This window comes from Arthrobacter sp. 05T423 (assembly GCF_056396245.1).
The window spans coordinates 61,319-87,100 of sequence record NZ_JBFTLC010000004.1; the positions used below are offsets into that span (position 1 = coordinate 61,319).

The following is a 25,782-nucleotide window of genomic DNA, read 5'->3' on the forward strand; positions in this document are numbered from 1 at the left end:
CGGACGTGATCATCAACGGAATGGAGACCCCCCTGTGAGGGAAGCAAGCACGGAACTGATGGTTGCCCTGGAGGACAGCAGCAACGTCACCGACCTGCTCCTGGACTGCTACCGGCAGAATCCTTCGCACGCTGTCTACGCCCGCCGGGACGCCAGCGGCTGGCAGAACATCACGGCCGGACATTTCCTTGACCAAGTCACAGCCCTGGCGAAAGGCCTGATTGCCGGAGGGCTGGCGCCCGGCGACACGGTCGCGGTTCTTTCGGCCACCCGCTACGAGTGGACGCTGGTGGATTTTGCCATCTGGTTTGCCGGCGGCGTCACCGTGCCTGTCTACGAGACCTCGTCGCCAAGCCAGGTGGAGTGGATCCTGTCCGACTCCGGCGCCGGGCGGGTCTTCGTTGAGGACCGCCAGAAGGCGGCGCTGCTGGACCAGGTGCTGTCCGCCTCCAGCGTTCTGGCCGGCCGCCTGGTGCCGGTGGTGCGGATGGATTACGACGGCGACGCCCCCAACCTTGCCAGCCTTGCCGCCGCGGGGGCCGGGGTGACGGACGCCGAACTGGAGCGGCACCGCTCGGCAGCCGCGCTCCCGGACGTAGCGTCCCTGGTCTACACCTCCGGCACCACCGGCCGGCCCAAGGGCTGCGAGATCACGCATGGAAACTTCGCCCTTGTGGCCAGGAACATCGTGGTCTTCCTGCCCGAACTGCTGCAGCAGGAGAATGCCAGGACCCTGATGTTCCTGCCGCTGGCCCACGTGCTGGCCCGGGCCGTCCAGGTGGTGTGCCTGAGCGCCGGAGTCACTCTCGGCCACAGCTCCGGAGCCGCCCAGCTGCTGGATGACCTGGAAACCTTCCGGCCGACCTTCCTGCTGGCCGTCCCCCGCATCTTCGAGAAGGTCCATGCCGGAGCAGAGCAGAAGGCGAAGGATGCCGGGAAGTCGCGGCTGTTCAGTGCCGCCGCCGGGGTGGCGGTCCGTTACTCGGAAGCCGCGGATGCCGCCGCGCGCGGAGCGGGCACCGGCCCGGGCACCGTGCTGCGGGCGCAACACGCACTCTTCGACCGCCTGGTGTATCGCCGGCTGCGCCAGGTGTTCGGCGGCAGCATGAAGTACGCTGTTTCCGGCGCGAGCCCGCTGAGTGCCCGCGACGCGCATTTCTTCAGGGGTGCGGGGATAGCGGTGCTCGAAGGCTACGGCCTGACGGAGACAACGGCGCCCTGCACGGTGAACACCGCGGCCCTCGCCCGGGTGGGCACGGTGGGGATCCCGGCGCCGGGCACCACCATCCGAATCGCCGAGGACGGTGAAGTTCTGGTCAGGGGCATCGGCGTGTTTAAGGGCTACCACGCCAACGCGGCCGCAAACGCCGAGGCGTTCACGGACGGCTTCTTCCGCACCGGGGATTTGGGTTCCCTGGACGCCGACGGGTTCCTCACCATCACGGGCCGCAAGAAGGACCTGCTGATCACGGCCGCCGGAAAGAACGTGGCGCCCGGGCCGCTCGAGGAGAAGATCCGCGAACACCAACTGGTGGGCCACGCCGTGGTGGTGGGTGACGGAAAGCCGTTTGTTACCGCCCTGGTTGACCTTGACCCGGAAGGCCTGGAGCACTGGTGCTCGGCGCGCGGTGTTCCGCTGCTAAGCCCCGCGGAAGCCCGTACGGATCCAGCGGTCCGTAGCGCCATCCAGGAAGCGGTGGACGAGGCCAACAGCCTTGTTTCCAAGGCGGAATCCATCCGCAAGTTCCGGGTTCTGGATGCCGCCTTCACGGCGGAGTCCGGGCACCTGACGCCCTCCCTCAAACTCAAGCGGGCCGCCGTCGTCAGGGATTTTGAGGCGGAAATCGAGCAACTGTACGGCTGAGCTGCCCTGCCGTGCAGGGGTTTCTGCTAGGCGGGACGGATTGTGCCTGCCTCCGGAGCGTTCTCAGCGCGGGCTTCCTCCGAGACGTCGCTGCCCTCGGTGTCGCCCTCAACATCGCCGCCCTTGCGGCCCTTCCGGGCCGGGGCAAGTCCGCGGCGCCTGCGGGTGGGCCAAGTCAGGATCAGCGTCACCACCGCCGTGATCAGGACGAGCGCGGCGATGACCAGGCCGGCGTCGATCCAGAACTGCCCGGGGAAGAGCCGAATCAGCGTATCCTCCAGGGCAAAGGTCCAGGAGCCGGCAGCGAAGAAGATGCGGTGGAACTCGGTGAAGAACTGCTCCCACCCGAGGGCGGCGAGTGTGCCCAGGCCGATGATGAGCACCAGCGTCACAATGGAGCCGGCGAACAGCCCGCGCCGGACTCCGCCGGGCGTGCGCCGCCGCAGGTAGATGATCGCGAAGATGCTGATCAGGATGAGCAGTGCCCCGGCTCCGAAGGTGGACAGGAAGACGAGCTTCACGTCGGCCATGTGGCTGACCTCGCCGTCCTTGAACAGCTTTTCGCCGCTCCGGTTAACCAGGTCGCCCAAATAGCGCTGACCGGACCAGTTGCTGAGGTAGTCCACGGCGTAGGAGCCGTACGTCATGCGGTCGTCCGCGTTGAAGCCGTAACCGTCCCCGGGGAAACCGGGCCGGTGGTATTCGACCCAGAGGAAGAGGGGGCTGGTCACGGCGCGCACCGCAAGGACCAGAAGGATCACGGGGTAGAAAATGGCCAGCAGGACCTGCAGGAACCGGGGCAGCACCGGCTTGGCCCTGGCTGCCTGCTCGCGCTCCGCGTTGCGGCGCTCCACTTCTTCCTGCGGCGGACGGACCTGGAGGGCGGACGTGGGCAATGGTTCACGGAAAGGCGATGGTTCACGGAAAGGCGAGTTTTCACTGGAAGGCGCGGCTTCATTGAAGCGGGCGCCCCCGGCGGGAGAACCGGTGTCCCGGTCCAGATCCGAGTCCCGGACTGTCTCGGCACTGTCCGCGGCGGCCGCCTCTGCCGCCTTGCGGTCGGCACGGCTGCCCGGCTGGGCTGCTGACGAACCTGCTGCCGGGGCTCCTGCCTGGGCTGGCTCCGGACCGGCGGGGCCAGCCCCTTGGGCGGCGCGTGCTGCAGATGCGGGCTTCATCCATTCAAATGCCGGCACGTCGGAATCCTCCGCGGGATCCAGGGCGGGGGTGGCCGCCGGATCCAGCCGCGGATCAAGGCGTCCGGACGGGGTCGGAGAATTGTCTTTCACTGCAGCTTCACTTCCGTAGGCGTCCACGCCCCGTGGTCACCGGGAATGCCGGAGCCAGGCAGCGCTTTGTATCTCCCCAAGAGCCTACCGTCAGGCACTCCGGCACCACGATGTGCCACCCCGCCACCGGCAGGAATAATCAGCTGGCGGTATTAATCAGGCTGCAAGTTCTGTATAGCCGGCGTCCTGGCTGCCCAGGTCGCCGCGTGCGCCGGCGCGGTGGGCCCGTCCCCCGCAGACCAGCACATATAACCAGTATGCCGCCAGCACCGCCGCGCCGATACTGATCTTCTCCCACACAGCCAACGTGCTCGGTGTAACAAAGCCCTCCACAAGGCCCGAGACAAACAGCACCAGGACCAGGCCCAGCGCCACCGTGATCATGGACCGCCCCTCCGCTGCGACGGCCCGGGACCGGGTCCGGGGGCCCGGGGACACCATGGCCCAAAAGATTCTCAGCCCGGCGGCGCTGGCTACGAACACTGCGGTCAATTCCGTCAGGCCGTGCGGCAGGATGTAGCTGAAGAAGACGTCCGTCTTGCCCACCGCGGCAAACATCCCGGCGGCCACCCCCACACCCTGGGCGTTGGTGAACAGAATCATGGGTACCCAGAAACCGGTGATGCCCAGAGCCACGGCCTGGGCGCTGATCCAGGCGTTGTTGGTCCAGACTGCGCCGGCGAACGACGCCGCGGGATTCTCCGAGTAGTAGTCGATGAAGTCCTCGTCCACATACCGCTGGACTTCCGCTTCCGAGGCAACGGCACGCAGGGCCTCGGGAGATGTGCCTATCCAGAGGGCGTAGGCGCAGCCGACGAGGCAGAACGCGGCGCCGCAGGCCACGGTCAGCCAGCGGATCCGGTACAAGGCGGACGGGAGCGCCAGCACGAAGAACTGCGCCAGGTCTGCCATGAAGTTCGACCGTGCACCGGTGAAGCGGGTGCGGGCCTGCGCCAGCGTGGCGGAAAGGGACGCGGACAGGCCACTTTCCGGCGCGGTGGAGCGCAGCAGGGAGAGGTGGGCGGAGGTCACCTGGTACAGGCGCAGCAGTTCATCGGCGTCGGCACCGCTCAGGCGCCGCTTGTTCGCCAAGTGGTGCAGCCGCGACCATGTGTCCGAGTTGACGGCGGAGAAGGCGTCCATGTCCACGCTCCTACCCTAGCCTGCCGCGAACTAGACTTAGGCGACCGGTGGCGGAACGACGTTTGGGGCAGGAATTGAGTCCACTCATCACGGGCGAGGCAGTTGTCCTTGAACTCCGTCCGGCGTCCTTCGCGGCCCGCGCCCTCGGCCTGCTGCTCGACATCCTGGTGCATGGCGCGTTGCTGATAGCAACACTGATGGCGGTGGGCGCAGCCCGGGATGAACTGGACGAAGCCGCCGCCGGAGCACTCACCCTGGTCAGCGTGGTTCTGTGCTTCGTCATTGTCCCGGCAACCGTGGAGACCCTGAGCCGGGGCCTCTCGCTCGGGAAAATGGCGGCCGGGCTGAGGATAGTGCGTGACGACGGCGGGGCCGTCCGTTTCCGGCACGCGGTCATCAGGGCCCTGATCGGCTTCCTGGAGATCTACCTGACCTTCGGCGGGGTTGCCATCGCCGTCGCCCTCTTTGACGGCAGGTCCCGCCGGCTGGGCGACATCGTTGCGGGCACCTATTCGCTGCGGCGGCGGGTCCCGGTGGAACCCGCGATCGTCGCTTTGACTCCGCGGCACCTGGCCGCCTGGGCCGAAACCGCAGACATCGGCCGGATGCCGGATGCCGTGGGACGGCGCGCCGCCCAGTTCATGCGCCAGGCGCCACGGATGTCGCCGCTGTCACGCAGCGGCATGGCCGCAGCGCTGGCCACCGAGATATCCGGGTATGTGGCGCCGTCGCCGCCGCCCGGAACCACTCCTGACGACTACCTGGCTGCCGTGCTGGCCGAACGCCGGACACGGGAACTCCGGCGCCTGGGCGCGGCACGGACAGCAAGCAACAGGATCGGCGAACGGCTGCACCGGCTGCCGTTCACGGCGTCCCCGGACAGCTAGCGTCCGGCCCGCTGCCCCGGGTGCTCGGTTGGTGGCGCCTACCGCTTGGCGTATTGGGCCCAGGGGATGTTCCAGTCGCCGTAGCCCTCGAGCGGCTCGATTGGGGCGGCGCCGGTATTCAGGACCTGGACCACGTCGCCGGACTTCATGTTGTTAAAGAACCATGCAGCGTCCAGGGGCAGCAGCCCCACACAGCCGTGGGAGATGTTGGATACGCCCACGTAGCTCCATGCGGACTCAAGCGCCTGATGGACATAGACACCAGAGGACGTAAGCCTGTTGGCATACTCCACAGTCAGCGGCGCGTAGTACCCTTTGTCACCGGGCTTCAGGCCGATGCTTCCGGCGTTGAATTTGGAGTGCCGTTCCTGCTCCATGATCACGGCGTAGCCGGACGGGGAAAGCCAGTCGGGGCCGCCCAGGGTGACAGGCGCGGTCCTGACCAGTTTGCCGTCGAAGTAAACCTTCATGGTCTTGGTGACGTCGTCCACCACTGCCAGGCGCTGCTGGCCGACCTTGAACTGCACCTTGGCGTTGAAGTTGCCGATCATGCTGTTGCCGAAGTCCACGCCGAACAGCTTCATGTCCATGCTGACCCGGGTGTTGGACGCCCAGAACTTCTGGGGGCGGATGCGCACCTTCTGGTCCGAGTACCAGTGCCAGGCGACTGGCTGCTTGGAGGAAACGGCGATCTTGACGGCCTTTTCCACCGCCGCCTTGTTGGTGACCGGTTCACTGAACACGATGTCGATGGGCTGCCCTGCGCCCATCGTGGAGCCGTTCTCCGGGTACACGGCGGCGTCCGCTTCGTTGGCGGGCTCCACGGTGGTGAACGTCTGGGCCTTCTTGGTTTCTCGGCCGGCCCCATCCACGATGGTGTAGCTGTAGCTGTACGGGGTGTTGAACTGCAGGGGGTCCTCGGCCGTCCACGTGCTGCCGTCGGCGCTGACGGTGCCCTTGACGGGGTCTCCTTCGGCCGTGGGTGCCAGCACAACGTCCTTGACCCGGCCGTTGACTGCCTTGACGGATGGCGCCACGGCAGGGTTGACGCCCTTGGCGCCATCGAGCGGTGTCACGCCCAGTTCCACGGCCTTGACGACGGGCGCGGCCAGGCCGGGCTCGTTGCGGACGGGGCTGGACGCCTCGGATTGCGGTGCGGGGTTGGCCCAGCCGGGAGCGGTGGCGACGCCGATTCCACCGGCGGCAACGGCAGCACAGATGGCAACGACCGCGATGATCTTGCCGGTTTTCCGGTTGTTCTTTTCCGTCATGACTGGTTTCTCCGTGTCCCCCCGGGCTGCCGACCGGCATACATCCGTGTGCCCAGCCGTAACGCTGACCAGTCAAATTTTATCGCAGAGCGCTGCTACCGCTGACGCGGTGGCCTGCGGCGCGCCGGGTTGCCACGGCGCACTGCGGCCGCAACGGCGCACTGGTGTGCGCCGTTGCGGGTGACTGTCAGTAGCGGTAGTGCTCCGGCTTGAACGGACCTGCCACGTCCACGTCCAGGTAGTCGGCCTGGTCCTTGGACAGTTCGGTCAGTTCAACACCGAGGGCGCCGAGGTGCAGCCGCGCCACTTTCTCGTCGAGGATCTTGGGCAGCACATAGACCTGGTTGTCGTATTCCCGCTCGCCTTCGGGCTGGTCCTTCTTGGTGAACAGCTCGATCTGGGCGATGGTCTGGTTGGCGAAGGAGTTGCTCATCACGAATGACGGGTGGCCGGTGGCGTTGCCCAGGTTCAGCAGGCGCCCTTCGGACAGGACGATGATGGACCGGGTGCTGTCGGCCGAGTCTCCGCCGAAGACCCATTCGTGGACCTGGGGCTTGATCTCCACCTTGCGGATGCCGGGGATCCGGGCGAGGCCGGCCATGTCGATTTCGTTGTCGAAGTGGCCGATGTTGCCCACGATGGCCTTGTTCTTCATGCCGGCCATGTGCTCGGCCATGATGACGTCCTTGTTGCCCGTGGTGGTGATGAAGATGTCGCCTTGGTCCAGCACGCTCTCCAGCTTGGCCACCTGGTAGCCGTCCATGGCTGCCTGAAGTGCACAGATGGGGTCGATTTCGGTGACGATGACGCGGGCGCCCTGTCCGCGGAGTGCCTCGGCGGCCCCCTTGCCGACATCGCCGTAGCCGCAGACGACGGCGACCTTGCCGCCGATCAGGACATCGGTGGCGCGGTTGAGGCCATCCGGCAGGGAGTGCCGGATGCCGTACTTGTTGTCGAACTTGCTCTTGGTGACGGAGTCGTTGACGTTGATGGCCGGGAAGAGCAGCTTGCCCTGTTCGGCGAGCTGGTAGAGGCGGTGCACGCCGGTGGTGGTTTCCTCGCTGACGCCGTGGATCCCGGCGGCGAGCCGCGTCCACTTCTTCGGGTCCTCGGCGAGCGTCCGGCGCAGGACGCCGAGAACGATCGCGTATTCCTCGGGGTCGTTCGCAGCGGCGGCCGGAACGGCGCCGGCTGCTTCGAACTCCACGCCGCGGTGCAGCAGCAGCGTGGCGTCGCCGCCGTCGTCGAGAATCATGTTCGGGCCCAGCTCTGGGTTGGCGTCAGCGCCCGGCCAGGTCAGGATCTGCTCAGCGGTCCACCAGTATTCCTCCAGAGTTTCGCCCTTCCAGGCGAACACGGGAACGCCCTGGGGGTCCTCTACCGTGCCGCCGCCCACGACGACGGCGGCGGCGGCCTCGTCCTGGGTGGAGAAGATGTTGCAGGAGGCCCAGCGGACCTCGGCGCCGAGCGCCGTGAGGGTCTCGATGAGCACCGCGGTCTGCACGGTCATGTGCAGCGACCCGGCGATCCTCGCGCCCTTGAGGGGCTGGCTGGGTCCGAATTCCTGTCGCAGCGACATGAGCCCCGGCATCTCGTGCTCGGCGAGGCGGATCTGGTGGCGCCCGGCCTCGGCCAGGGAGATGTCGGCAACCTTGTAATCGAACGTCATGGGAATCCTTTGCTGTATCCGGCGTCTAGCCTTCTGCGGTGCTGGCTGGGTGTTAGGCGGTGGGGGCGGCCGCTGCGGGGCCGGCGTCGTGCTGGTCTGACCGGGCGGCGGTGGCCGCAGCCCGGAGCTCAGGGGGAAGCAGCAGCGGAATGCCGTCTTCGATGGCGTACCGCAGCCGTTCGCCGCTCTCCGCCGCCGACGTGGAGACGAGTTCCTCGCCCTCCTGGGTCAGTGCCGATCCGGTGACCGGGCACCGCAGGACGGACAACAGTTCAGGACTGATCTTTGGCATGGTGGATGCTCCCTGCTGGGCAAGCGCTGTGGCTGACGGATTTCAGCTTCCAGCCTACCGTCAGTTCGGCGTCAGGACGGTTCGCGCAGGATGCGCAGGTGGCCGCGGCGGGTGCCTTCGGTGGCGGCGGGCGCCTCCAGTGCCGAGTGCGCGGCGCGCTGCCCCGGGGACGCCGGGCGGGACGCCGCCTCGCGGACGGCGTCGGCCAGGGCGAGAAGGTCGTCGGGGCCGGGCTGCGGCGGCTGCGAGGGCATGGCGAGGCGGAGAACTTCCCAGCCACGGGGAACGGTCAGCGAGCCAGCATGCTGCTCGCACAGATCGTAGCAGTGCGGCTCCGCGTAGGTGGCCAGGGGGCCGAGGACGGCGGTGGAGTCCGCGTAGACGTACGTCAAAGTGGCCACCGCAGACTGGCGGCAGGCTGACCTGGAACACTGACGTATTGCACCCACGAAAACACAGAATACTCCGCCAAGGACCGAATTCCCGACATTGACGGCGGGCCGCGCCGAGGCCGCGGCGCACAGGCCGGGTTATGTCGCGCAAATCATTCGGCGGGTCTAAAGTCTGTATATGCAGTCATCGCACCATGCTTCGGGTTTTACGGTCCGGTTGGCTGACCCGGAAGCTCCCAGGGACTCCGCCGAGGCTCCCGCTGGCCGGAGCTTCGCGCAACGCCGGCGCAACCGGCACGGCCGCGGCCTGCGCGGCGAACTGCTGTTGCCCACACTCCCCGGCTACCGGAGCCGCTCCGACCGGTTCGACGAACTGGTCATGGACTCCGCCCAGCGGCTCCATGACATCTGGGGCAAGCCGCTCGACGGCGTCCGGTTCGCCGTGGACGAGATCCCGCCGAACCTGGAACAGCTTCTGGCCGACGGCTCACCCGCTCCCCTGGGCTGCTACACCCCTGCCACCGAGGACGAGGGCCCCACCATCACGCTGTACCGCCGCGTGGTGGAGCAGGCATGCCCGGTCAAGGAGGAACTCCAGGACCTGGTGCATGACGTGGTGGTGGAGCACACCGCCGAAATGCTGGGCGTGGCCCCGGAAACCCTGGATCCGGTATACCGCCGGCGCTACTAGGCAGCGGACATCCGCCCTTAGTAACCCAGCGTCACCGGCACCTTTTCCTGTCCCTCTGCGCCCGGCGCGATGGCTACGGTAGAGACGTCGTTCCGGCCTTCCCGTTCCAGCAGCACCGTGCCGTAGGCCGCTCCGCCGGAGGCGGATACCAGGTATCCGACGACGGCCGAGTTCCCGATCCGGTCGGCTGCCTTCAGGGTTGTGGTGGTGCCGGCGGCGATGTCTGCGGTGGCCGCGGTGCGGAGCTTCCCGTCGGCCGTGATCGGGGTGTAGGAAATGGTGGCCCTGTCGTCGAGGGCGCCGAAGACCAGCAGCCGCTCCCCGCCCTGGGGAAGCGGGACCACGTGCTGGCTGCCCAGCTGGTCCGTGGCAGGCGACCACGCGAAGTCCAGGCTCTGGCTGGTTTTCAGTCCCCGGCTCACGCGCGCGGCGGCCACGATGCTGACATCCGACGTGGCCGAGACGGTGTACTGGCCGGCGGGAACGCCTGACAGGGGCACCTCGGTGACGGAACCGGCCTTGGCGGTGACAACGCCTCCGCCCGGCAGGGCCTGCTGCCCGGCACGGCCAAACAGCTTGACCTCCACGACGGCGTCCGATGGGCCGGGAACGGTGATCTGCAGCGACGGGCCGGCGTCGTCAAAACCGGATTCGCCGGTCAGTGTCTTTACGTCGCCGGAGTCTTGGATATCGAGGCCCGTGACCACCTGGGCGGGAGCTGCGGAGATCCCCGGCGCGATGAAGTCCAAGCCGCCGGAGGTCAGACCCCGCAGCACGCTCTGCTGGATCAGGGCACTCACAGGCCCGCCCGAACTTCGGACGTGCACGCTCAGCCGTTCTTCGCCCGGAGCGAGACCGGCCAGGACGATCGAGCGGGTCGACTTCGGTCCCACGAGCAGGCCGCGGCTGCCGGAGGCTTTCACCTGGCCGGCTTTCCCGTAGAGCTCGAGGTTCACTGTCGCGGGGGTGGTGGAGGCATTGGTGAGGTTGAGGACGCTGCTGCGGCCCAGCGCGGTGTTGGCGCCGCTGAGCCAGAGGTCGTTTGAGGGTGTCTGGCAGGCCGCCGCCGCTGAACCCTGGAGGTCCCCGTCAGTTGCCGTGTAGGTCATGAGGGCTGCCGCCGCCGGCTGCCGGTTGGCCAGCGCGTCGGCGGAGAGCACGCTGACGTCGTCCACGGTCTGGCCCTCGACGACGCCAGCGAGCAGACCGGAGGAGCCTGCCGGAGCTGTCGCCGAGCCGGGCGCCTTGGCGATCCGCACCAGCTCGGACCCCTTCAATGCGGACAGCGCGCTGCCGGGAAGGGCGCTGCCCGCCGAGCTGACCACGGCCGCGGACACGGCGCTCTTGGCAGTGGCCGATTCGGGGCTGAACTGCGGGTCGGTTCCTACCGGCGTGCCTTCGAGGAGCCGGGCAGGAGCCGGGCAGACGTCCTGGACGCTTCCGGCTGGCACCGCCGCTTCCGCAACGTCCAGCGGCTTGGCTGCCGACGGCTGCGGCGCAAGGGTGGTTGCCGCAACAAGGCCTCCGCTGGCGGCGAGGATGGCCGCAGCGGAGAGCAGTCCGGCCACAATGCCGCGGCGGCCGGCAATGCGGCTGGCTCCGCCGGAACGGCTTGCGGAAGTGCTGGCCCCAGCGGCATTGCTTCTGGCAGCACTGCTCCCGGCAGCACCTCTTCCAGTAGCCCGGCCTGCCGGACCGCTGCCCCGGCGACCGGGAGTTCCGCCGTCGTTCTCTTCCTTATGCATTCTGGTATTCCTTACGCAGGGAGCCTTCGTCCCTGGACAGGCCGGTATTGGGGCGCCGGGCCGGCATCGGCAGTGCCAGCAGGACCGTCAGGCCGATTACCGCGGCCTGGAGGATGCCGGTCCAGAGCGCCCACGGGCTTTCATACCGGACAGTCACCTGGCCTGCCTGCGGAGGCAGCGTGAACGCCTGGGACCAGCCGGAGGTGGTGGAGGTCAGTTTGTGGCCGTCCAGCCAGGCTGACCAGCCGGGATCTGCCCGCTCGGCGAGCACCAGCAGCCGGCCCTCGGGCCCCTTGGGCACTGACGCATCCGCGCCGGTCAGATCCGACCGGACCAGGCCGATCGTGGCGCCCTTGCCGTCCACGATGCGTACCCGGTGGGCGACGTCGGCGGGCTGCAGGACAGCGGCGTTCAGGGGTGTCACGCGCCAGAGCCAGCCTGAATCGGTGGGCCCCACGGCCGCCAGCCCGGGAACGGCGTCCATCCGGCTGGCGGTCAGCTGCGCAGCCGTGTCTGCGGCGCGCAGGACGACGAAGCCGACGCCGAGCCGCTCCAGTTCGGGCCGCGGGTCGACGCCGCGGGCAGCCACGAGTGTTGCCACGGTGGTGCGCAGAGCCGCGGTGACCTCGTCATCGTCGCGGACCGATTCCTGCCCGGGGCTGCCCAGGATGTCCCGGGCCGAGGCGATGGTGGAGAGGCTGTCCAGCGTGGTGCCGCCTCCGCGCATGAGGGTGGCGCCATACGTTCCATCCTCGCTGGTGCTGATCAGCAGCGTCCGGGTCTGCTCCGGTCCCTCACCGCGGTCCACGGCGGTGGCGGGCAGCGTCCGCGGGGCGGTGGGGCCAACGAGCCGGGGCGTGCCAAGGCCCGCCGTGTCAGCGCGGACTGCGGCATCGGCCGGCTGCACAACGTTCTGCACTGTCCACGCCGCCAGCCCGGCCAGGGGTCCGGCGAGCAGGAGCACCAGCGCCAGAGCCGCGGCACCGCGGGCCACGGCGCTGTGCCGCGCTCCCCCGCCACGGCGGGACACGGTTCCGGCCGCGCCGGCCCCACCGTCCCGGGAACCGGCAAGCGTCAGCAGTCCGTCGCCGCCGACGATGGCGGCCCCAAGCAGTGCGAACACGGCGGCCGAAACGGCCGGGCCGGTGAACGGTACCACGAGCGCCTCCGGGCCGGTCCCGGTGGCAACATGGGCTGTCAGCCACCCGCCGGCAAGCGCCACCAGCGCCGCGACCCAGAGGGCCCTGGCCACGCGGCCGCGGCGGTCCGGGTGGATCCGGACCGGAATGACGAGCCCCGCAACGGCCAGCGCCAGCAGCGGTGCACCGATCAGGAGGGCCAGCAGCAATGCCCAGGGGACGCCGCCGCCGGAAAAGAGCGCCAGCCCGGACAGACCGCCGGCAGGGTCGAAACTGAGCGGCTGGCCGAGGATCTGCTGCCACATCGGAGCGGCGTCGAAGGGCAGCGGCAGGCCGGGGTCGGCGAGCAGGGCCCGGGGCCGGTCCAGGGTGGAGAGGGCAAACGGAACGAACAGGGCAGCGCTCGGCAGGAGCGCCCACCAGAGGGTTCGCCCGCGCTTGCGCAGCAGCAGGCCCAGGACGATGATCACGACGGTTGCCGGCAGCAGGAGCGAAGGGGCGGCGGCGGTGATAACCGCCAGCGCCAGGCCGGCGGCTGCCGCTGCCGTCCACGACGGCGTGCCGTTGACTCCGGGCTTGACCGGCGGCTGCTCCGCAGAGCCGTCCGGAACGGGAGCGAAGCGTCCAAGCGCGGAGCCGGTGGCCCGCAGCAGCGCCAGGACCAGCAGCGGAATCATGAGGTGCGCCAGCAGGGCTCCGATGCGCCCCTGGTTGACGGCCACCTGCAGGGCAGGCGCGGCTGCCCAGACCAGTGCAGCCGCCAGCCGGAAGCGGCGGTAGGAGGTCAGGGCACCGGAGGCGAACCAGGCAGCCAGGCCGGAGAGCGGCATGGCGAGCAGGAGCAGCCAGATGACGGCGCCGTTCGCGTTTCCTCCGCCCAGCAGGCCGAGAATCCAGAGGACATAGCCGAAGGGGTCGCCGTGCCCCGGAAGTCCGGCGCCCAGCCCGATCCACCAACTGGAGGCGTGGTGCCAGATGTCCTCCAGCCGGGCTGAGACCGGCAGGAGCGCGCCACCCGCGGCGGCGTCGGCCTGGAATAGGGCGGCAAGGCCGGCGAAGGATGCTGCGGTGGCGAGGATCGCCGCGGCGACGGCACCGTTGCCCACCCAGCCCCGCTCGTTGGTGGACAGGGCTGCGAAGTCGTCCGTCGAGTCGCCGCTGGGCTGTTCCTCCAGCGGGTCATTGCTGTCCTCGGAAGCCGGGGCGTCGTCTGCACCCAGGGCCTCCATCAGGGAGCGCCGGTGGCCCCACACTTCGCGCCGTTCAGTTTGGAGTGCTTTGACCACGGAGCGGCGGACGCGGCGGGTGCGGGCAGCGTTGCGCCGCCCGCGGGCGAGGGCAGCAGGCCTGGCGAGGGCCGCGGCTGTGGCCAGGAGCTGCGAAAAGCCGTACCCGGGGTCCTTCACGGCGATGCTGAAGACCAGCCGCAGGAGGCTGCCGAGGAGGGCGCCAACAGCATGCAGCGGCAGCGCCCACAGCGGGGCGTGCTTTAGCCGCAGATGGACCTGTGCCCGGTGCGCGGCAGAGGCCGTGCCAAGGGCGTGCGGGCGGTGGGACACGTGAAACATCCTGGCGCTGGGAACCACCACCACGCGGTGTCCGGCCAGCCGGTTCCGCCAGCAGAAGTCGACGTCGTCACCGGTGCCGGGAAGCGCAGGATCAAAGCCTTTGAGGTGCTCCCAGATGTCCCGCCGGACCAGCATTCCGGCAGAGTTGACGGCGAAAGTATCGGAACGTCCGTCGTACTGGCCCTGGTCGAGTTCGTCGGCTTCGATCAGCGTGAGCCGCTCCGCCCAGCGGCTGGTGGACAGTCCGACGTCGATCAGGCGCCGCCCGGCGCTCCAGTCCAGCTGCTTGCAGCCTGCCACCGTAACGGAGGGTGCACGCTCCACGGCGTGCAGCAGTTCCGCCAGCGCCTCGGGGGCAGGTGCGGCATCGTCGTGCAGCAGCCAGATCCATTCGGACCGGTCCCTCGTGCCCTGAGGGTTCCAGGGGGCAAAAGCGGCGAGCCCTGCGCGGACGGCGGCGCCCATCCCGGTCTTACCGTTATTGACGGTGGTGACGTTGGCTTCGCCGAGGGCGCGCCGCAGGAGGGCAGCGGAATTGTCCTGTGAACCGGTATCCACCCCGATCACGGCGTCCGCCGGCCGGGATTGTCCGGCCAGCGCTAAGAGTGTCCTGGGCAAATAATCACTGCCGTTGTGGGCTACCACAACGGCAGTGACGTGTACTTCCTGAAGAATTAGACCGCTCGCTTCCTCAGCCGTCGGCGCTCACGCTCGGAGAGGCCACCCCAAATCCCAAAACGCTCGTCATTTGCCAGCGCATATTCCAGGCACTGCGACCGTACGCTGCACGCACCGCAGACCTTCTTGGCGTCCCTCGTGGAACCGCCCTTCTCCGGGAAAAAGGCCTCCGGATCCGTCTGGGCGCACAAAGCGTCAGTCTGCCAGCCGAGCTCGCCTTCGTCGTCGAAATCCTGCCCCAGGGGCAATCCGATCCACACTGGCTGAGCCAGGGTGGATGATGCCGGGTTCCGGATCTCCATGGGGGGATCGAAATCGTCCTCGCCCTGCTCCGGCTGTCCGGCCAGCAGGGACTCATTCTGGAGGGCGTCATGCTGGGCCAGGAAGGCTGTGGCCTGGTCCTGCAACGAGGCAGACGCGTCCGCGTTGTACCGCTCTGCGGCGTCCGGATCGGCCGGATCCACGTACCAGTCGCTGGGTACCCCCCGTGACCTGTACTTTGCTGTGGCCTGGCCGGCCACAACAGCATCATCATGCATACGCTCCGCTTGCCCCATGGCGTCCCCTCCTGAGTAGTGCGGCCCCCGGCCCGACGTCCAGGACACTACGTGGTGTTCCTGTGAGTTCGCCGCGGCTTTTCAATACCTAATTACACGTGTGTAAGTAGTGGGGAGTCAAGCTGCGACGGAATAATAATCAATGCCGGGGTAAATCAGCCGGCGCGCCACGCCCGGGAATTTTTTCTCAGCTCCGCGTGGCGCGCCCCGGGAATTTGACAGCACCCTTATTATCATGCCGGGAGCGCGCACAATCCCGGCAATTCTCCCGGCTTCCGGGGTGTTACGGCAAAGGAAGCTACAAACTTTTGTGCCGGAGATCACGCGGGCAGGCGTGGCAAGATGAAGCCATGAATATCCCGGCCACTGATCTGATGACGGCCCTGCGCTCGGGCCACTCCACCTCACCCCGCCTGACCTGGTACGGGCCCGACGCGGAGCGGGTGGAACTCTCCGGGCGGGTGCTGGACAACTGGGTGGCAAAGACCAGCAATCTGCTCCAGGACGAACTCGACGCCGAACCGGGGACGCGGCTGCGTCTGGACCTGCCCGCGCATTGGAAATCGATAATCTGGGCTCTCGCCGCGTGGCAGCTGGGCATGGAGGTGGTGCTTGGACCCGGCGACGCGGACCTGCTCGCCACGTGCGAACCGGCGGCGGCAGAGGACGCATTCGACGCCGTCGTTGCCGTTCCGCTGCCGGCCCTGGCGATGCGGTGGCCTGGCGACCTTCCCGCCGGAGTCCTCGACTACGCCGCGGAAGTCCGCTCACACGGCGACGTCTTCATGGCCCACAACGACCCCGACCCGGGAGGACCCGCGGTCCGCAGCTCGGACGGCGCGGCTATCCGGCACGAAGCCCTCCTGGCGGAGTTTGCCGCGGGACACGAAGCGAGCGCGAGGCTCCTGGTGCGCGCAGCCGACGGACTGGAAGCTGCGCTGGCCAACGCCCTTGGCGCGTGGAAGAGCGACGGCTCCGTGGTCCTGGTGCACGGCGATGTGGAGCTGACGGAGAAGCTTCTCACGGCGGAACGCATCCACGGCGAGTGAACTTGCTAGCTCAGGCGGACGCCTAACTCCGGCGGACGGGCCGCTCGGGGTCCTCCACGTCCGGTTCCAGGACGCGCTCCGCCGGCTGGGCGGAGTGGTGGTGCACCTCGATGATCTCGTGGTCATGCGAGAACTCCGGCTCCTGGTCCAGTTCCTGGTTGAACACGAGGAACCGGTAGGCAAAGAAGCGGACCACCGTGGCGACCAGAATGCCCACAACGCCGGCGGAGAAGAGCATGTTTTTGTCCGTGACACCCAGCGAGTACTTTGCCAGGGCCGTAAACCCTGTGGAAATGCCGATGCCGATGCCGTTGATGAGGATGAACATCACGAATTCACGCACGACGTTGGCCTGGCGGCGGTGCCGGAACGTCCAAAGACGGTTGGCGATCCAGGAAAATATGGTGGCCACGGTGGCGCCCACGAAGCGGGCCTTGGCCTCACTGTCCGTCATGGGTCCATGCATCAGGTAGTACGTCAGCCCGTTGTCAATGACAAATGCCACACCGCCCACGGCACCGAACTTCGCGACCTCGCGCCAGAAAAGCGAGGCGAGTCCCCGGATGCGCTCTGCAAGTGTGTTAATCATGACCCTCCGTGGCCGTCTGAATAATGGGGGCCGTTGGGCCAAGGTCCCATTTTAGCCCCGTTTGCCGGGAGTATCCTCGGAGCGCCCTGCTCCGGACGGACTCATCGGCAGGTGCGCGGCCAAAATCGGGCGACTTGTGGACGTTCAGAGCCATGAAAGACAGCAACCGCGCTGCTTTTCTGTAGGCTGGAAATGTGACTTTTCCAGTAATCGGCGTGGTTGGCGGCGGCCAGCTTGCGCGCATGATGGCCCCGGCCGCCACCGCCCTAGGCTTTGAACTCCGTGTTTTGGCTGAAGGCGAAGACGTATCCGCGGTCTCCGCTGTTCCCCATGCCCCCGTGGGTGACTACAAGGACCTCACGGACCTGATGGAATTCTCCAAGGGCCTGGACGTGATGACCTTCGACCACGAGCACGTCCCGGGCGACCACCTCTATGCCCTCATCGAAGCCGGGGTTAACGTCCAGCCCGGTCCGGATGCGCTGGTCAATGCCCAGGACAAGCTGGTCATGCGCGCTGCCATCGACCGCCTCGAACTGCCGAACCCCGAGTGGGCCGCGGTGGACGACGTCGCGGCCCTGGTCAGCTTCGGCGACCGGATCGGCTGGCCCGTGGTTCTCAAGACGCCGCGCGGCGGCTACGACGGCAAGGGCGTGCGGATCGTCGGTTCCGCGGAGGAAGCCGCGGAAACGGCCGACTGGTTCCAGGCGATGAGCCCGCTCCTTGCCGAGGCCAAGGTGGAGTTCAGCCGCGAGCTCTCAGCGCTCGTGGCCCGCACCCCCGACGGCGACTCGCGTGCCTGGCCCGTGGTCCACACCATCCAGGTGGACGGTGTCTGCGACGAAGTGATCGCACCGGCACAGAACATTTCCGTTGAGGTGGCTGCGGCCGCCGAGGAGGCCGCCCTCCGGATCGCGAATGAACTCGGCGTCACCGGCGTCATGGCCGTGGAGATGTTCGAGACGCCGGGCACCGGCGCCGGATTCCTGATCAACGAATTGGCGATGCGCCCCCACAACACCGGGCACTGGACACAGGACGGTTCTGTCACCAGCCAGTTCGAACAGCACCTGCGGGCGGTCCTGAACCTGCCGCTGGGCGCTACCGATGTCCTGGGCCAGGTTGCTGTGATGAAGAACTTCCTGGGCGGGGACAACCAGGACCTGTTCTCCGCTTTCCCGGCAGCGCTGGCCACAGAACCGGCCGCCAAGGTCCACTGCTATGGCAAGTCCGTGCGGCCCGGCCGCAAAATCGGCCACGTCAACCTGGTGGGCGCGTCCGCCGCGGACGTTGACTCCCTCCGGCAGCGCGCCACCACTGTGGCCAACATCATCCGTGACGGCAGACTGCCGGCCGCGTCGTCAGGCACCACCGAGGAGAACCCATGAGCCCCGAATCCGCTGCAGCCCCGGAAACCGGCGCCCCTTCCCCCCTCGTAGGGCTCGTCATGGGCTCTGACTCGGACTGGCCCGTCATGGAGGCCGCCGCTGACGCCCTGGCCGAGTTCGGTATTCCGTTTGAGGCGGATGTTGTCTCCGCCCACCGCATGCCCGCCGAGATGATCCGCTACGGGCAGACGGCGCACGAGCGCGGCCTCCGCGTGATCATTGCCGGCGCCGGCGGCGCCGCGCACCTGCCGGGCATGCTGGCCTCCGTCACTCCCCTGCCCGTGATCGGTGTTCCGGTCCCGCTCAAGACCCTGGACGGCATGGATTCACTGCTCTCCATCGTGCAGATGCCCGCCGGGGTTCCGGTGGCCACGGTTTCCATCGCCGGCGCCCGGAACGCGGGCCTGCTCGCCGTCCGGATGCTGGCATCCGGCACCGACGACCTTGCCGCCCGCCTCCGCACGGAACTTCTGGACTTTGCCCAGGAACTCAACGACGTGGCGAGCCGGAAGGGCGCCAACCTCCGCCAGAAAGTCAACGAAGTCTTCTCCGAGGCGAACGTGGCTCTCCGGAGCAGCCGATAGGGATTTGCCATGTCCAACACCGAACTGCCGTCCCAGGGCCTCCTGACGGATCCCGTCCGCAACCCGTCGAGCGCTGCTGAACCCGTCCGGACCAAGCGCGCCTTCCTGCTGATCCTGCTCACGCTGCTGGTGCCCGGCAGCGCCCAGATCGTGGCCGGGGACCGCAAGCTGGGACGGATCGCGCTGCGTGTGACGCTGGGTGCCTGGCTGCTCGCGGTCCTGGCCCTGGCACTGCTGTTCATCAACCGGACGCTGCTGATCAACATCATCGCCAATCCGGGGGCCTCGCTGCTCATCGTGCTGGTCCTTGCCGCGCTGGCGGTGGGCTGGCTGGTGCTGTTCGTCAACACCCTGCGGCTGATCCGGCCGGTGCTGCTGCCCACCCGGAAGCGTCCCGCCGTCGTGATTGCCCTTGTTCTCGCCATGGTGGTCAGCAGCGGATCGCTGGGCTACGCCGCCTACCTGCTCAACGTCAGCCGGAATGCGATCGGCAGCATCTTCAACGCCAACGGACCGGCCATCGACCCCGTGGACGGCCGCTACAACTTCCTCATGATGGGCGGCGACGCCGGCGCTGACCGGACCGGCCGGCGCCCGGACAGCCTGTCCGTGCTCAGCGTCGACGCCAAGTCAGGCCAGACCGCCATCATCTCTGTGCCGCGAAACCTGCAGAACGCCCAGTTCAGCCAGGGGTCGCCCATGCGGAAGATCTATCCGGACGGCTACAACTGCGGCGACGAATGCCTCATCAACGCCATCAACACCGAGGTCACGAACAAGCACAAGGACCTCTACCCCGGCGTTGCGGATCCAGGAGCCCAGGCAACCCTGGAAGCCGTTTCCGGCACCCTCGGGATCACGGTGCAGGCGTATGTGCTGGTGGACATGGACGGCTTCGCGAAGCTGATTGACGCGATGGGCGGCATCCGGATCAAGGCCGGCGGCTGGGTGCCTATCAGCGGCGACATGGTTGACGAGGCCAACGGCATCCACGGCATGCCGCTGGGCTGGATTCCGGCCGGCGAGCAGAAGCTGGACGGCTACCACGCCCTCTGGTACGGCCGTTCCCGCGAGTTCGTGGACGATTACGCCCGGATCCAGCGGCAGCAGTGCGTCCAGCAGGCCATGCTCAAACAGCTGGATCCCGCAACGCTGCTGGCAAAATTCGAGGACATCGCCAATGCCGGCACCAAGGTGGTGGAGTCCAACATCTCTTCCAGCCAGCTCGGCAGTTTCGTGGACCTTGCCATGAAAGCCAAGGGCCAGGACGTCAAGCGGCTCACTATCGGGCCACCGGACTTCGCGGCGTCCTTCTCCACGGTGCCCGACTTTGATGTCATCCACGACCGCGTCAAGAAACTGCTCGCCTCCGCCAGCTCCGCATCGTCGCCGGCCGCCGCGCCGGCAGACACGCTGCTTCAACCGGGTTCCGTGCCCGGCAGCGGGCTCTCCGCCGCAGGTCCCGTGGCAGGCGCCCTGGCGGGTCTTCCGGCCACCACCCCCGCACCGTCACCGTCGCCATCGTCGTCGTCGGACTTCACGCCGGTGACCACCACGCCTGAGGGGAAACCGATCACGGAAGCGATGCTGGACCAGTTCAAGCGGGAGGGCAACGAGCAGGCCATCCGCGATTTGGTGGCCACCAACGGCCAGTGCGCACCGCTTTGAGCATTGACACCAACAGAGGGGGGACACCAGGCGTGTACCAGATAGACAATGTCCTGCGGCAGTATGCCTGGGGATCGACGACGGCGATCGCCGGCCTGCTTGGCCGGCCGGAGTCCGGCGGTCCGGAAGCCGAGCTGTGGATCGGTGCCCATCCTGACTCGCCGTCGGTGGCCATCCGGCCCGACGGCACCACGACGCCGTTGGACGCACTCATCAATGAGGACCCGGACCATTTCCTGGGCGCGGCTTCGGTGGCCGAATTCGGTCCCCGGCTGCCCTTCCTGGCCAAGATCCTCGCCGCCGCGAAGCCGTTGTCACTGCAGGTGCACCCGAGCCTTGAGCAGGCCAGAGCCGGTTACGCCCGCGAAAACGGCGCCGGCATCCCGGCCGACGCGGCGAACCGCAATTATCATGATGACAACCACAAGCCGGAAATGATTTTCGCGCTGACCCCGTTCGAGTCGCTGTGCGGGTTCCGTGCACCGGAGAAGTCCCGCGACATCTTCCTTCACCTGGCAGGCTGCCTTGAGCTTCCCGGGGACGGCGTCCCGCAGGTTCTGAAGGACGTCATCGACGACCTCTCGCAGCCCGAGGAGGAGAAGGCGCTGAGGTCTGCGTTCGAACGGCTGATCGCCGGCGGCGAGGCAGTCAGCGAAGCTACCTCACGGGTGGTCGATGTGCTGGCCTCTGGCGCGCCCATGGCTCCCTACCAGCTGGAACTGTCCACGGTACTGAGCCTCAACAGCGAATACCCCGGCGATCCCGGCGTGCTGATCTCCCTGCTGCTCAACCGGCTGTCCCTGCAACCCGGCGATGCCGTTTACCTCCCGGCAGGCAAAGTCCACGCCTACCTGCACGGCCTGGGTGTCGAGGTGATGGCATCCTCGGACAACGTGCTCCGCGGCGGACTAACACCCAAGTTCATCGACATTCCCGAGCTGCTGGACACCATCGTCTTCGAATCGGTGGGCCTCCCCATGCTCCGGCCGGAAACCTCCGAACTCGGACAGGAACTGTACTTCCCGCCCTTCCGCGAGTTCCAGCTCCAGCGGATCGAACTGCAGCCGGACGGCCGGCCTGTTCCGCTGGCGCAGTCGGGCGCAGCGGTGATTATCGTCGTGGCCGGGTCCGTGTTCCTCGACTCGCCGAAGGGCGACCTGCAGCTGGGCCACGGCGAGAGCGCCTTCCTGCCGGCCTCGGAAGCGCCGGTCAACGTCCATCCCGTGTCCGGTTCGGCAGAGAACGCCATAGCCTTTGCGGTAACCACCTCCATGAAGGCGTAAGCGCGGTGGAGTATTTCCTGCAAACGAAGGCCTGGGAGGATTTCCAGAAGTCACTGGGCCGCCACGTCCACCGGCAGTCCGGCCCCGGCTGGAGCTTCCTGGCGATCGAGGAGAAGAACCCCGCGGGCAAGGTCCTGTATGCGCCCTACGGCCCTGTGGCCGAGTCGGTTGAGGCGTTCGACGCCGCGCTGGCCGCCCTCCGGGGGCTGGCAAAGTCCTGCGGTGCGGTGTTTGTCCGGATCGAGCCGGTCACGGCCGGCCTCGATCCGGAGACTGCTCCGGCGGCGCTCCGGGGCCGTGGCCTGCAGCCTGCCCCGGTCAACCAGCAGCCCGAACTCAGCTGGATCGTGGACTTGGAACGGGACTTCAAAGACGTGCTCGCGGAGATGAAGCCGGTCAACCGGAACCTGTACCGGAACATCCACAAAAAGGGTGTGACGTTCCGCTCCACGCAGGACCCCGAGGACATTCGTGTCCTCCTGAATTTCCTGCACATGACGGCACGCCGTAACGGCTTCAAACCGCAAAGCGACGAGTACCTGACCCAGGTGGCGCAGTCCCTCATGCCCGCGGGCGCAGCGACACTGTTCATCGCGGACCTTCACGGCGGCCCGGTGGCGGCAGCGCTGGCCTACGATTCCGCGGACACCCGGACGTACGCCCACGCGGCCATGGATGACACGCACCGGAAACTCAGCGCCGGCATTCCCCTCCTGGTGACGCTCATGGCCGATGCCCAGGAGAAGGGCCTGAAACACGTTGACCTGTGGGGCGTGGCCCCGGCCGACCAGCCCGACCACAAGTGGGCAGGGTTCACAGCGTTCAAGAAGTCGTTCGGCGGCCGGGAAATCGCCTACCCCGGCACGTGGGACCTGCCCGTCAACCGGCCCCGCTACGCTGCCTACCAGGTGGCGCGCAAGCTCCGCGACGGCGTCAAGGCCCTCATCAAGCGCTCCACCCCCTGAGCGCGAACTTGCAGCTGATGACCTAAAACCTTGGTTTTGAGGTCATCATCTGCCAGTTCATGCCGGCGGCCGCAGCCCATGAAGGCCCACCTAGAGCGGCTCTTACCTTCTCAACTACGAAGGGCCGGGCACCCTCCAGATCACCTTTCTGAACGCGGATCTCCCGCCAGCCCAGGCTGTCAGTTAGGCTTTGGCGCGCGATGTCGCGGAGGTACTGCACAGACTCGCCGTGATGCACGCCGTCGTACTGAAGGGCAATCCTCTGATCCGGGTAGGCCGCGTCCGGCCAAACCACCGGTTGTCCGAGACGGTTGCGCAGGACAACGTTAAGTGCAGGTTCAGGGAGACCTGCACGCACCAGCGCCAACCGCATCATTGTTTCCGGCGCTGAATCCGCACCCACCCGGATCATATCCAAGGCGAGTCTCGCTTTTTTCACGCCACGCATGCCCGGGTGGTGGCCCACTATCCTCTGCAGGTCGGGGATGGTTGCCAAAGGCGTTCGTGGAACCGGAAACTCATCACCATGCCCGACGACGATCGAGTCGCCTGCCGCCACAAGTTCATCGACATTCAGCAGGGATGCTAGATCCAGCCATGTCCGTGCGGGCGAAGTGAGGCGCACCCCGTCGAACATCATCACTTCACCGGATTTGAACGACAGTTGGTGACCCACCACATTCCGGCGTCGTGGTTTCCAGCCATCAGCTGGACGCGCGATATGGATTCGCCAGTCGTGGTCCAGCCACGCGGGCAGGCAAATGCAAAAGATCCTTGCGCCCGTTGAATGGGTGAGGACTGATACCGGATCCAGCCGGCAGTAGGCACGCACATTGTCGGCAACCGTTCCTGTGCTGTGCATCAGGAGCCTGATTCCGCGGGACGGCGTGAATATGCCTTCCCGGCTCACCTGTTTGCGGCTGAGCCCGAGCATCTCCGCATCCTCAGCAAGGAATGATCCGTGAGGAATCTGGGCTGGAACCGGGCTACGCGACATGGATTCATTCTGGGGCGAATCCGGCCGCATTAAGAGTTATCCACAGGGAAACTTGCGGCTTAAACGCGAACTGGCAGCTAACGCCCGCAAATGGTGAATTTGGGTCATTAGCTGCCAGTTCGCGCTAGCAGGGCGCTGGCGGGCGCCCTGAAAAGCGAGGGGCTAGCTCTTGCGGGCGTAGCCTTCCCACTTGCTGGCCTGGTGCTCGCCGTCCACGAAGCGGATGGTGCCGGACTTGGAGCGCATAACGATCGACTGCGTCAGCACCTTCTCCTTGTTGTACCGTACGCCGCGCAGGAGATCGCCGTCGGTGATGCCGGTGGCGGCAAAGTAGCAGTTGTCGCTGGTGACGAGGTCGTTCGTGGACAGGACCCGCTCGAGGTCGTGGCCGGCGTCGATCGCCTTCTGCTTCTCGTCGTCGCTGGTCGGCCACAGCCGGCCCTGGATCACGCCGCCCAGGGACTTGATGGCGCAAGCCGCCACGATGCCTTCCGGGGTTCCGCCGATGCCCATGAGGGCATCAACGCCGGTGCCGGAGCGCGCGGCCGCGATGGCACCTGCGACGTCGCCGTCCATGATGAACTTGGTGCGCGCGCCGGCTTCGCGGATCTCCTCGACCAGCGGGCGGTGGCGGTCTCGGTCCAGGATCATGACGTTGAGCTGGTTAACCTTCACGCCCTTGGCCTTGGCGATCAGGTGCAGGTTCTGCTTGACGGGTAAACGCAGGTCAACCATGTCGGCGGCTTCAGGACCGGTGACCAGCTTCTCCATGTAGAACACGGCGGAGGGGTCAAACATGGAGCCGCGCTCAGCGACGGCCAGAACGGCCAGGGCGTTGTTGATGCCCAGTGCCGTCAGGCGCGTTCCGTCGATGGGGTCGACGGCGACGTCGCACTCGGGGCCGGTGCCGTCACCAACCTGTTCGCCGTTGAACAGCATCGGGGCTTCGTCTTTTTCGCCTTCACCGATGACCACGACGCCATTGAAGTGGACGGTGTGAAGGAAGGAACGCATGGCGTCGACGGCGGCGCCGTCCGCCTTGTTCTTGTCGCCGAAGCCCACCCAGTGGCCGCCGGCGATAGCCGCGGCTTCGGTGACGCGGACAAGTTCAAGGGCGAGGTTGCGGTCCGGCTCGTCGCTTCCGACGGCGAGCGACGGGGAAAGCGTTGAGTACTTCTGGTTAATGGACGCTGGTGACACGTGAACCTCTTCTTCGAGTGGCGATCATTGGGCCCGCTAGGACTGAGTCGACCATCGCGGTGATTCCTCTGTAACTGATCATAGTCGCCGCCGAGGGGCCCGGGCGGAGGATGACCCCGCCTCGTAACGGACGGCTGGCCTCACCGCCGTCGGCTTCGAATGTGAGTTCGGACCCCGCATGGGCGACTATAGAAGGGTGAGTGATACGCAGGACCAGTCCGCCCCCTCGAGCCGTGTGCAGGCTCCCGCCCCCGCCCCAGAGACGGCCGGCCAGACCGTCAGGCCCGTAATTCCCGCGGCCGCCGCGAAACGGGCCAACGCCTCGGTGCTCGGCATGATCATCGCCCTGCTGGTGAGCGTCGCTGCGTTCCTGCCCTTCGTCCTGATGAATCCGTCGCCGAAATCGGATGGCTTCCGCCCCAACATCGACGTCAGCGCCGTGGCCAAAGACGCGGCCGGTGTGGCGGGATTCACACCGGTGGCCCCCGCGGTGGGCGACACATTCCACCCGAATTACGCCCGCTGGGCGGCGGCCGGCGGCACGGGCGTCGCGGCCTGGGAGGTGGGGTACGTGACCCCGAAGGAAAAGTTCATCGGCCTGACTCAGGCCAGCAAGGCCAACCCCACCTGGCTCGTACAGCAGACCAAGAACGCCCCGGTCACCGGCACACGCAACGCCGGCGGCAAGGACTGGGAGCTCCATGACACAGGCAAGGGTGAGAAGAGCATGGTCCTCGCCTACCGCGGCACTACCGTTGTGCTGGCCGGCGACGCCCAGCTGGACGAATTCGCGGTCATGGCTGCCGCCGTCGTCAAGTCCCTTGAAAGTAACCCCGCTGTCACCGTTTCCCCCTCGGCGAGCCCCACACCGTAA

At 67.2% G+C, this 25,782-nt stretch carries 22 protein-coding genes; 10 read left to right on the forward strand and 12 right to left on the reverse strand.

Annotated features, from left to right (window positions below):
- The first annotated feature begins 34 nt into the window (after positions 1 to 34).
- Complete coding sequence (locus AC1DFE_RS05030; protein WP_476904811.1) at positions 35 to 1,864, forward strand: AMP-dependent synthetase/ligase; 1,830 nt, start codon at positions 35 to 37, stop codon at positions 1,862 to 1,864.
- Positions 1,865 to 1,890: 26 nt separating this feature from the next.
- Here the strand turns inward: AC1DFE_RS05030 and AC1DFE_RS05035 are convergent, their stop codons facing one another.
- Both AC1DFE_RS05035 and AC1DFE_RS05040 read right to left on the reverse strand, forming a co-directional pair.
- Complete coding sequence (locus tag AC1DFE_RS05035) at positions 1,891 to 3,153, reverse strand: TIGR01906 family membrane protein (protein ID WP_476904812.1); 1,263 nt, start codon at positions 3,151 to 3,153, stop codon at positions 1,891 to 1,893.
- A 156-nt stretch (positions 3,154 to 3,309) separates the two neighbouring features.
- Positions 3,310 to 4,302 (reverse strand): stage II sporulation protein M, encoded by a 993-nt coding sequence (locus AC1DFE_RS05040; protein WP_476904813.1) that lies wholly within the window; start codon positions 4,300 to 4,302, stop codon positions 3,310 to 3,312.
- A gap of 68 nt (positions 4,303 to 4,370) precedes the next feature.
- On the opposite strand from AC1DFE_RS05040, the gene AC1DFE_RS05045 reads away from it, so the two are divergent.
- Positions 4,371 to 5,183 carry an RDD family protein gene (locus AC1DFE_RS05045; RefSeq protein ID WP_476904814.1) on the forward strand — a complete coding sequence of 271 codons (813 nt, stop codon included), beginning with the start codon at positions 4,371 to 4,373 and terminating at the stop codon, positions 5,181 to 5,183.
- Between the two features lie 38 nt (positions 5,184 to 5,221).
- Here the strand turns inward: AC1DFE_RS05045 and AC1DFE_RS05050 are convergent, their stop codons facing one another.
- The 4 genes from AC1DFE_RS05050 to AC1DFE_RS05065 form a co-directional block, all read right to left on the reverse strand.
- Positions 5,222 to 6,454, reverse strand: a complete 1,233-nt coding sequence (locus AC1DFE_RS05050; RefSeq protein WP_476904815.1) for a L,D-transpeptidase — start codon at positions 6,452 to 6,454, stop codon at positions 5,222 to 5,224.
- Between the two features lie 187 nt (positions 6,455 to 6,641).
- Complete coding sequence (ahcY, locus tag AC1DFE_RS05055) at positions 6,642 to 8,123, reverse strand: adenosylhomocysteinase (protein ID WP_476904816.1); 1,482 nt, start codon at positions 8,121 to 8,123, stop codon at positions 6,642 to 6,644.
- A 52-nt stretch (positions 8,124 to 8,175) separates the two neighbouring features.
- The gene (locus AC1DFE_RS05060) at positions 8,176 to 8,415 is read right to left on the reverse strand and encodes a Trm112 family protein (protein WP_111904130.1); all 240 of its coding nucleotides are present in this window, start codon (positions 8,413 to 8,415) and stop codon (positions 8,176 to 8,178) included.
- Between the two features lie 71 nt (positions 8,416 to 8,486).
- A complete protein-coding gene (locus AC1DFE_RS05065) occupies positions 8,487 to 8,864 on the reverse strand; it encodes a DUF3499 domain-containing protein (RefSeq protein ID WP_476904817.1) in 378 nt (125 codons plus the stop codon).
- A 121-nt stretch (positions 8,865 to 8,985) separates the two neighbouring features.
- On the opposite strand from AC1DFE_RS05065, the gene AC1DFE_RS05070 reads away from it, so the two are divergent.
- Positions 8,986 to 9,498: a metallopeptidase family protein gene (locus AC1DFE_RS05070; protein ID WP_476904818.1), complete on the forward strand. Its 513-nt coding sequence runs from the start codon at positions 8,986 to 8,988 to the stop codon at positions 9,496 to 9,498.
- 17 nt (positions 9,499 to 9,515) lie between these two features.
- Here the strand turns inward: AC1DFE_RS05070 and AC1DFE_RS05075 are convergent, their stop codons facing one another.
- Genes AC1DFE_RS05075 through AC1DFE_RS05085 form a run of 3 tightly spaced genes read right to left on the reverse strand, consistent with a single transcriptional unit; the run spans position 9,516 to position 15,185 of the window.
- Positions 9,516 to 11,243, reverse strand: a complete 1,728-nt coding sequence (locus tag AC1DFE_RS05075) for a DUF5719 family protein (protein ID WP_476904819.1) — start codon at positions 11,241 to 11,243, stop codon at positions 9,516 to 9,518.
- Positions 11,236 to 14,595 (reverse strand): glycosyltransferase family 2 protein, encoded by a 3,360-nt coding sequence (locus tag AC1DFE_RS05080; protein WP_476904820.1) that lies wholly within the window; start codon positions 14,593 to 14,595, stop codon positions 11,236 to 11,238. The genes AC1DFE_RS05075 and AC1DFE_RS05080 overlap by 8 nt, the downstream gene beginning before the upstream one ends.
- Before the next feature lie 29 nt (positions 14,596 to 14,624).
- Positions 14,625 to 15,185, reverse strand: coding sequence for a WhiB family transcriptional regulator (locus AC1DFE_RS05085; protein ID WP_476904821.1), 561 nt, complete (start codon positions 15,183 to 15,185; stop codon positions 14,625 to 14,627).
- A gap of 350 nt (positions 15,186 to 15,535) precedes the next feature.
- Here AC1DFE_RS05085 and AC1DFE_RS05090 point away from each other — a divergent pair, with 350 nt between their 5' ends.
- Positions 15,536 to 16,234, forward strand: a complete 699-nt coding sequence (locus AC1DFE_RS05090; RefSeq protein WP_476904822.1) for a TIGR03089 family protein — start codon at positions 15,536 to 15,538, stop codon at positions 16,232 to 16,234.
- A gap of 22 nt (positions 16,235 to 16,256) precedes the next feature.
- On the opposite strand, the gene AC1DFE_RS05095 is transcribed toward AC1DFE_RS05090, so the two are convergent.
- On the reverse strand, positions 16,257 to 16,823 hold the full coding sequence (locus AC1DFE_RS05095; RefSeq protein WP_476904823.1) for a GtrA family protein: 567 nt from the start codon (positions 16,821 to 16,823) through the stop codon (positions 16,257 to 16,259).
- 242 nt (positions 16,824 to 17,065) lie between these two features.
- On the opposite strand from AC1DFE_RS05095, the gene AC1DFE_RS05100 reads away from it, so the two are divergent.
- From AC1DFE_RS05100 to AC1DFE_RS05120, 5 genes are read left to right on the forward strand one after another with little or no spacing between them, the layout of a single operon-like run.
- On the forward strand, positions 17,066 to 18,211 hold the full coding sequence (locus tag AC1DFE_RS05100; protein ID WP_476904930.1) for a 5-(carboxyamino)imidazole ribonucleotide synthase: 1,146 nt from the start codon (positions 17,066 to 17,068) through the stop codon (positions 18,209 to 18,211).
- Positions 18,208 to 18,795, forward strand: a complete 588-nt coding sequence (gene purE, locus AC1DFE_RS05105; protein ID WP_476904824.1) for a 5-(carboxyamino)imidazole ribonucleotide mutase — start codon at positions 18,208 to 18,210, stop codon at positions 18,793 to 18,795. The genes AC1DFE_RS05100 and purE overlap by 4 nt, the downstream gene beginning before the upstream one ends.
- Before the next feature lie 9 nt (positions 18,796 to 18,804).
- Positions 18,805 to 20,463, forward strand: coding sequence for an LCP family protein (locus tag AC1DFE_RS05110; protein ID WP_476904825.1), 1,659 nt, complete (start codon positions 18,805 to 18,807; stop codon positions 20,461 to 20,463).
- 32 nt (positions 20,464 to 20,495) lie between these two features.
- Entirely contained in the window at positions 20,496 to 21,746 is a 1,251-nt protein-coding gene (gene manA, locus AC1DFE_RS05115) for a mannose-6-phosphate isomerase, class I (RefSeq protein WP_476904826.1), read from the forward strand.
- A gap of 5 nt (positions 21,747 to 21,751) precedes the next feature.
- On the forward strand, positions 21,752 to 22,711 hold the full coding sequence (locus AC1DFE_RS05120; protein WP_476904827.1) for a lipid II:glycine glycyltransferase FemX: 960 nt from the start codon (positions 21,752 to 21,754) through the stop codon (positions 22,709 to 22,711).
- 22 nt (positions 22,712 to 22,733) lie between these two features.
- Here the strand turns inward: AC1DFE_RS05120 and AC1DFE_RS05125 are convergent, their stop codons facing one another.
- Together AC1DFE_RS05125 and glpX are read right to left on the reverse strand one after the other, a co-directional pair.
- A complete protein-coding gene (locus AC1DFE_RS05125; RefSeq protein ID WP_476904828.1) occupies positions 22,734 to 23,645 on the reverse strand; it encodes a hypothetical protein in 912 nt (303 codons plus the stop codon).
- Between the two features lie 225 nt (positions 23,646 to 23,870).
- A complete protein-coding gene (gene glpX / locus AC1DFE_RS05130) occupies positions 23,871 to 24,908 on the reverse strand; it encodes a class II fructose-bisphosphatase (RefSeq protein WP_476904829.1) in 1,038 nt (345 codons plus the stop codon).
- Between the two features lie 178 nt (positions 24,909 to 25,086).
- On the opposite strand from glpX, the gene AC1DFE_RS05135 reads away from it, so the two are divergent.
- Positions 25,087 to 25,782 carry a DUF4245 domain-containing protein gene (locus AC1DFE_RS05135; protein WP_476904830.1) on the forward strand — a complete coding sequence of 232 codons (696 nt, stop codon included), beginning with the start codon at positions 25,087 to 25,089 and terminating at the stop codon, positions 25,780 to 25,782.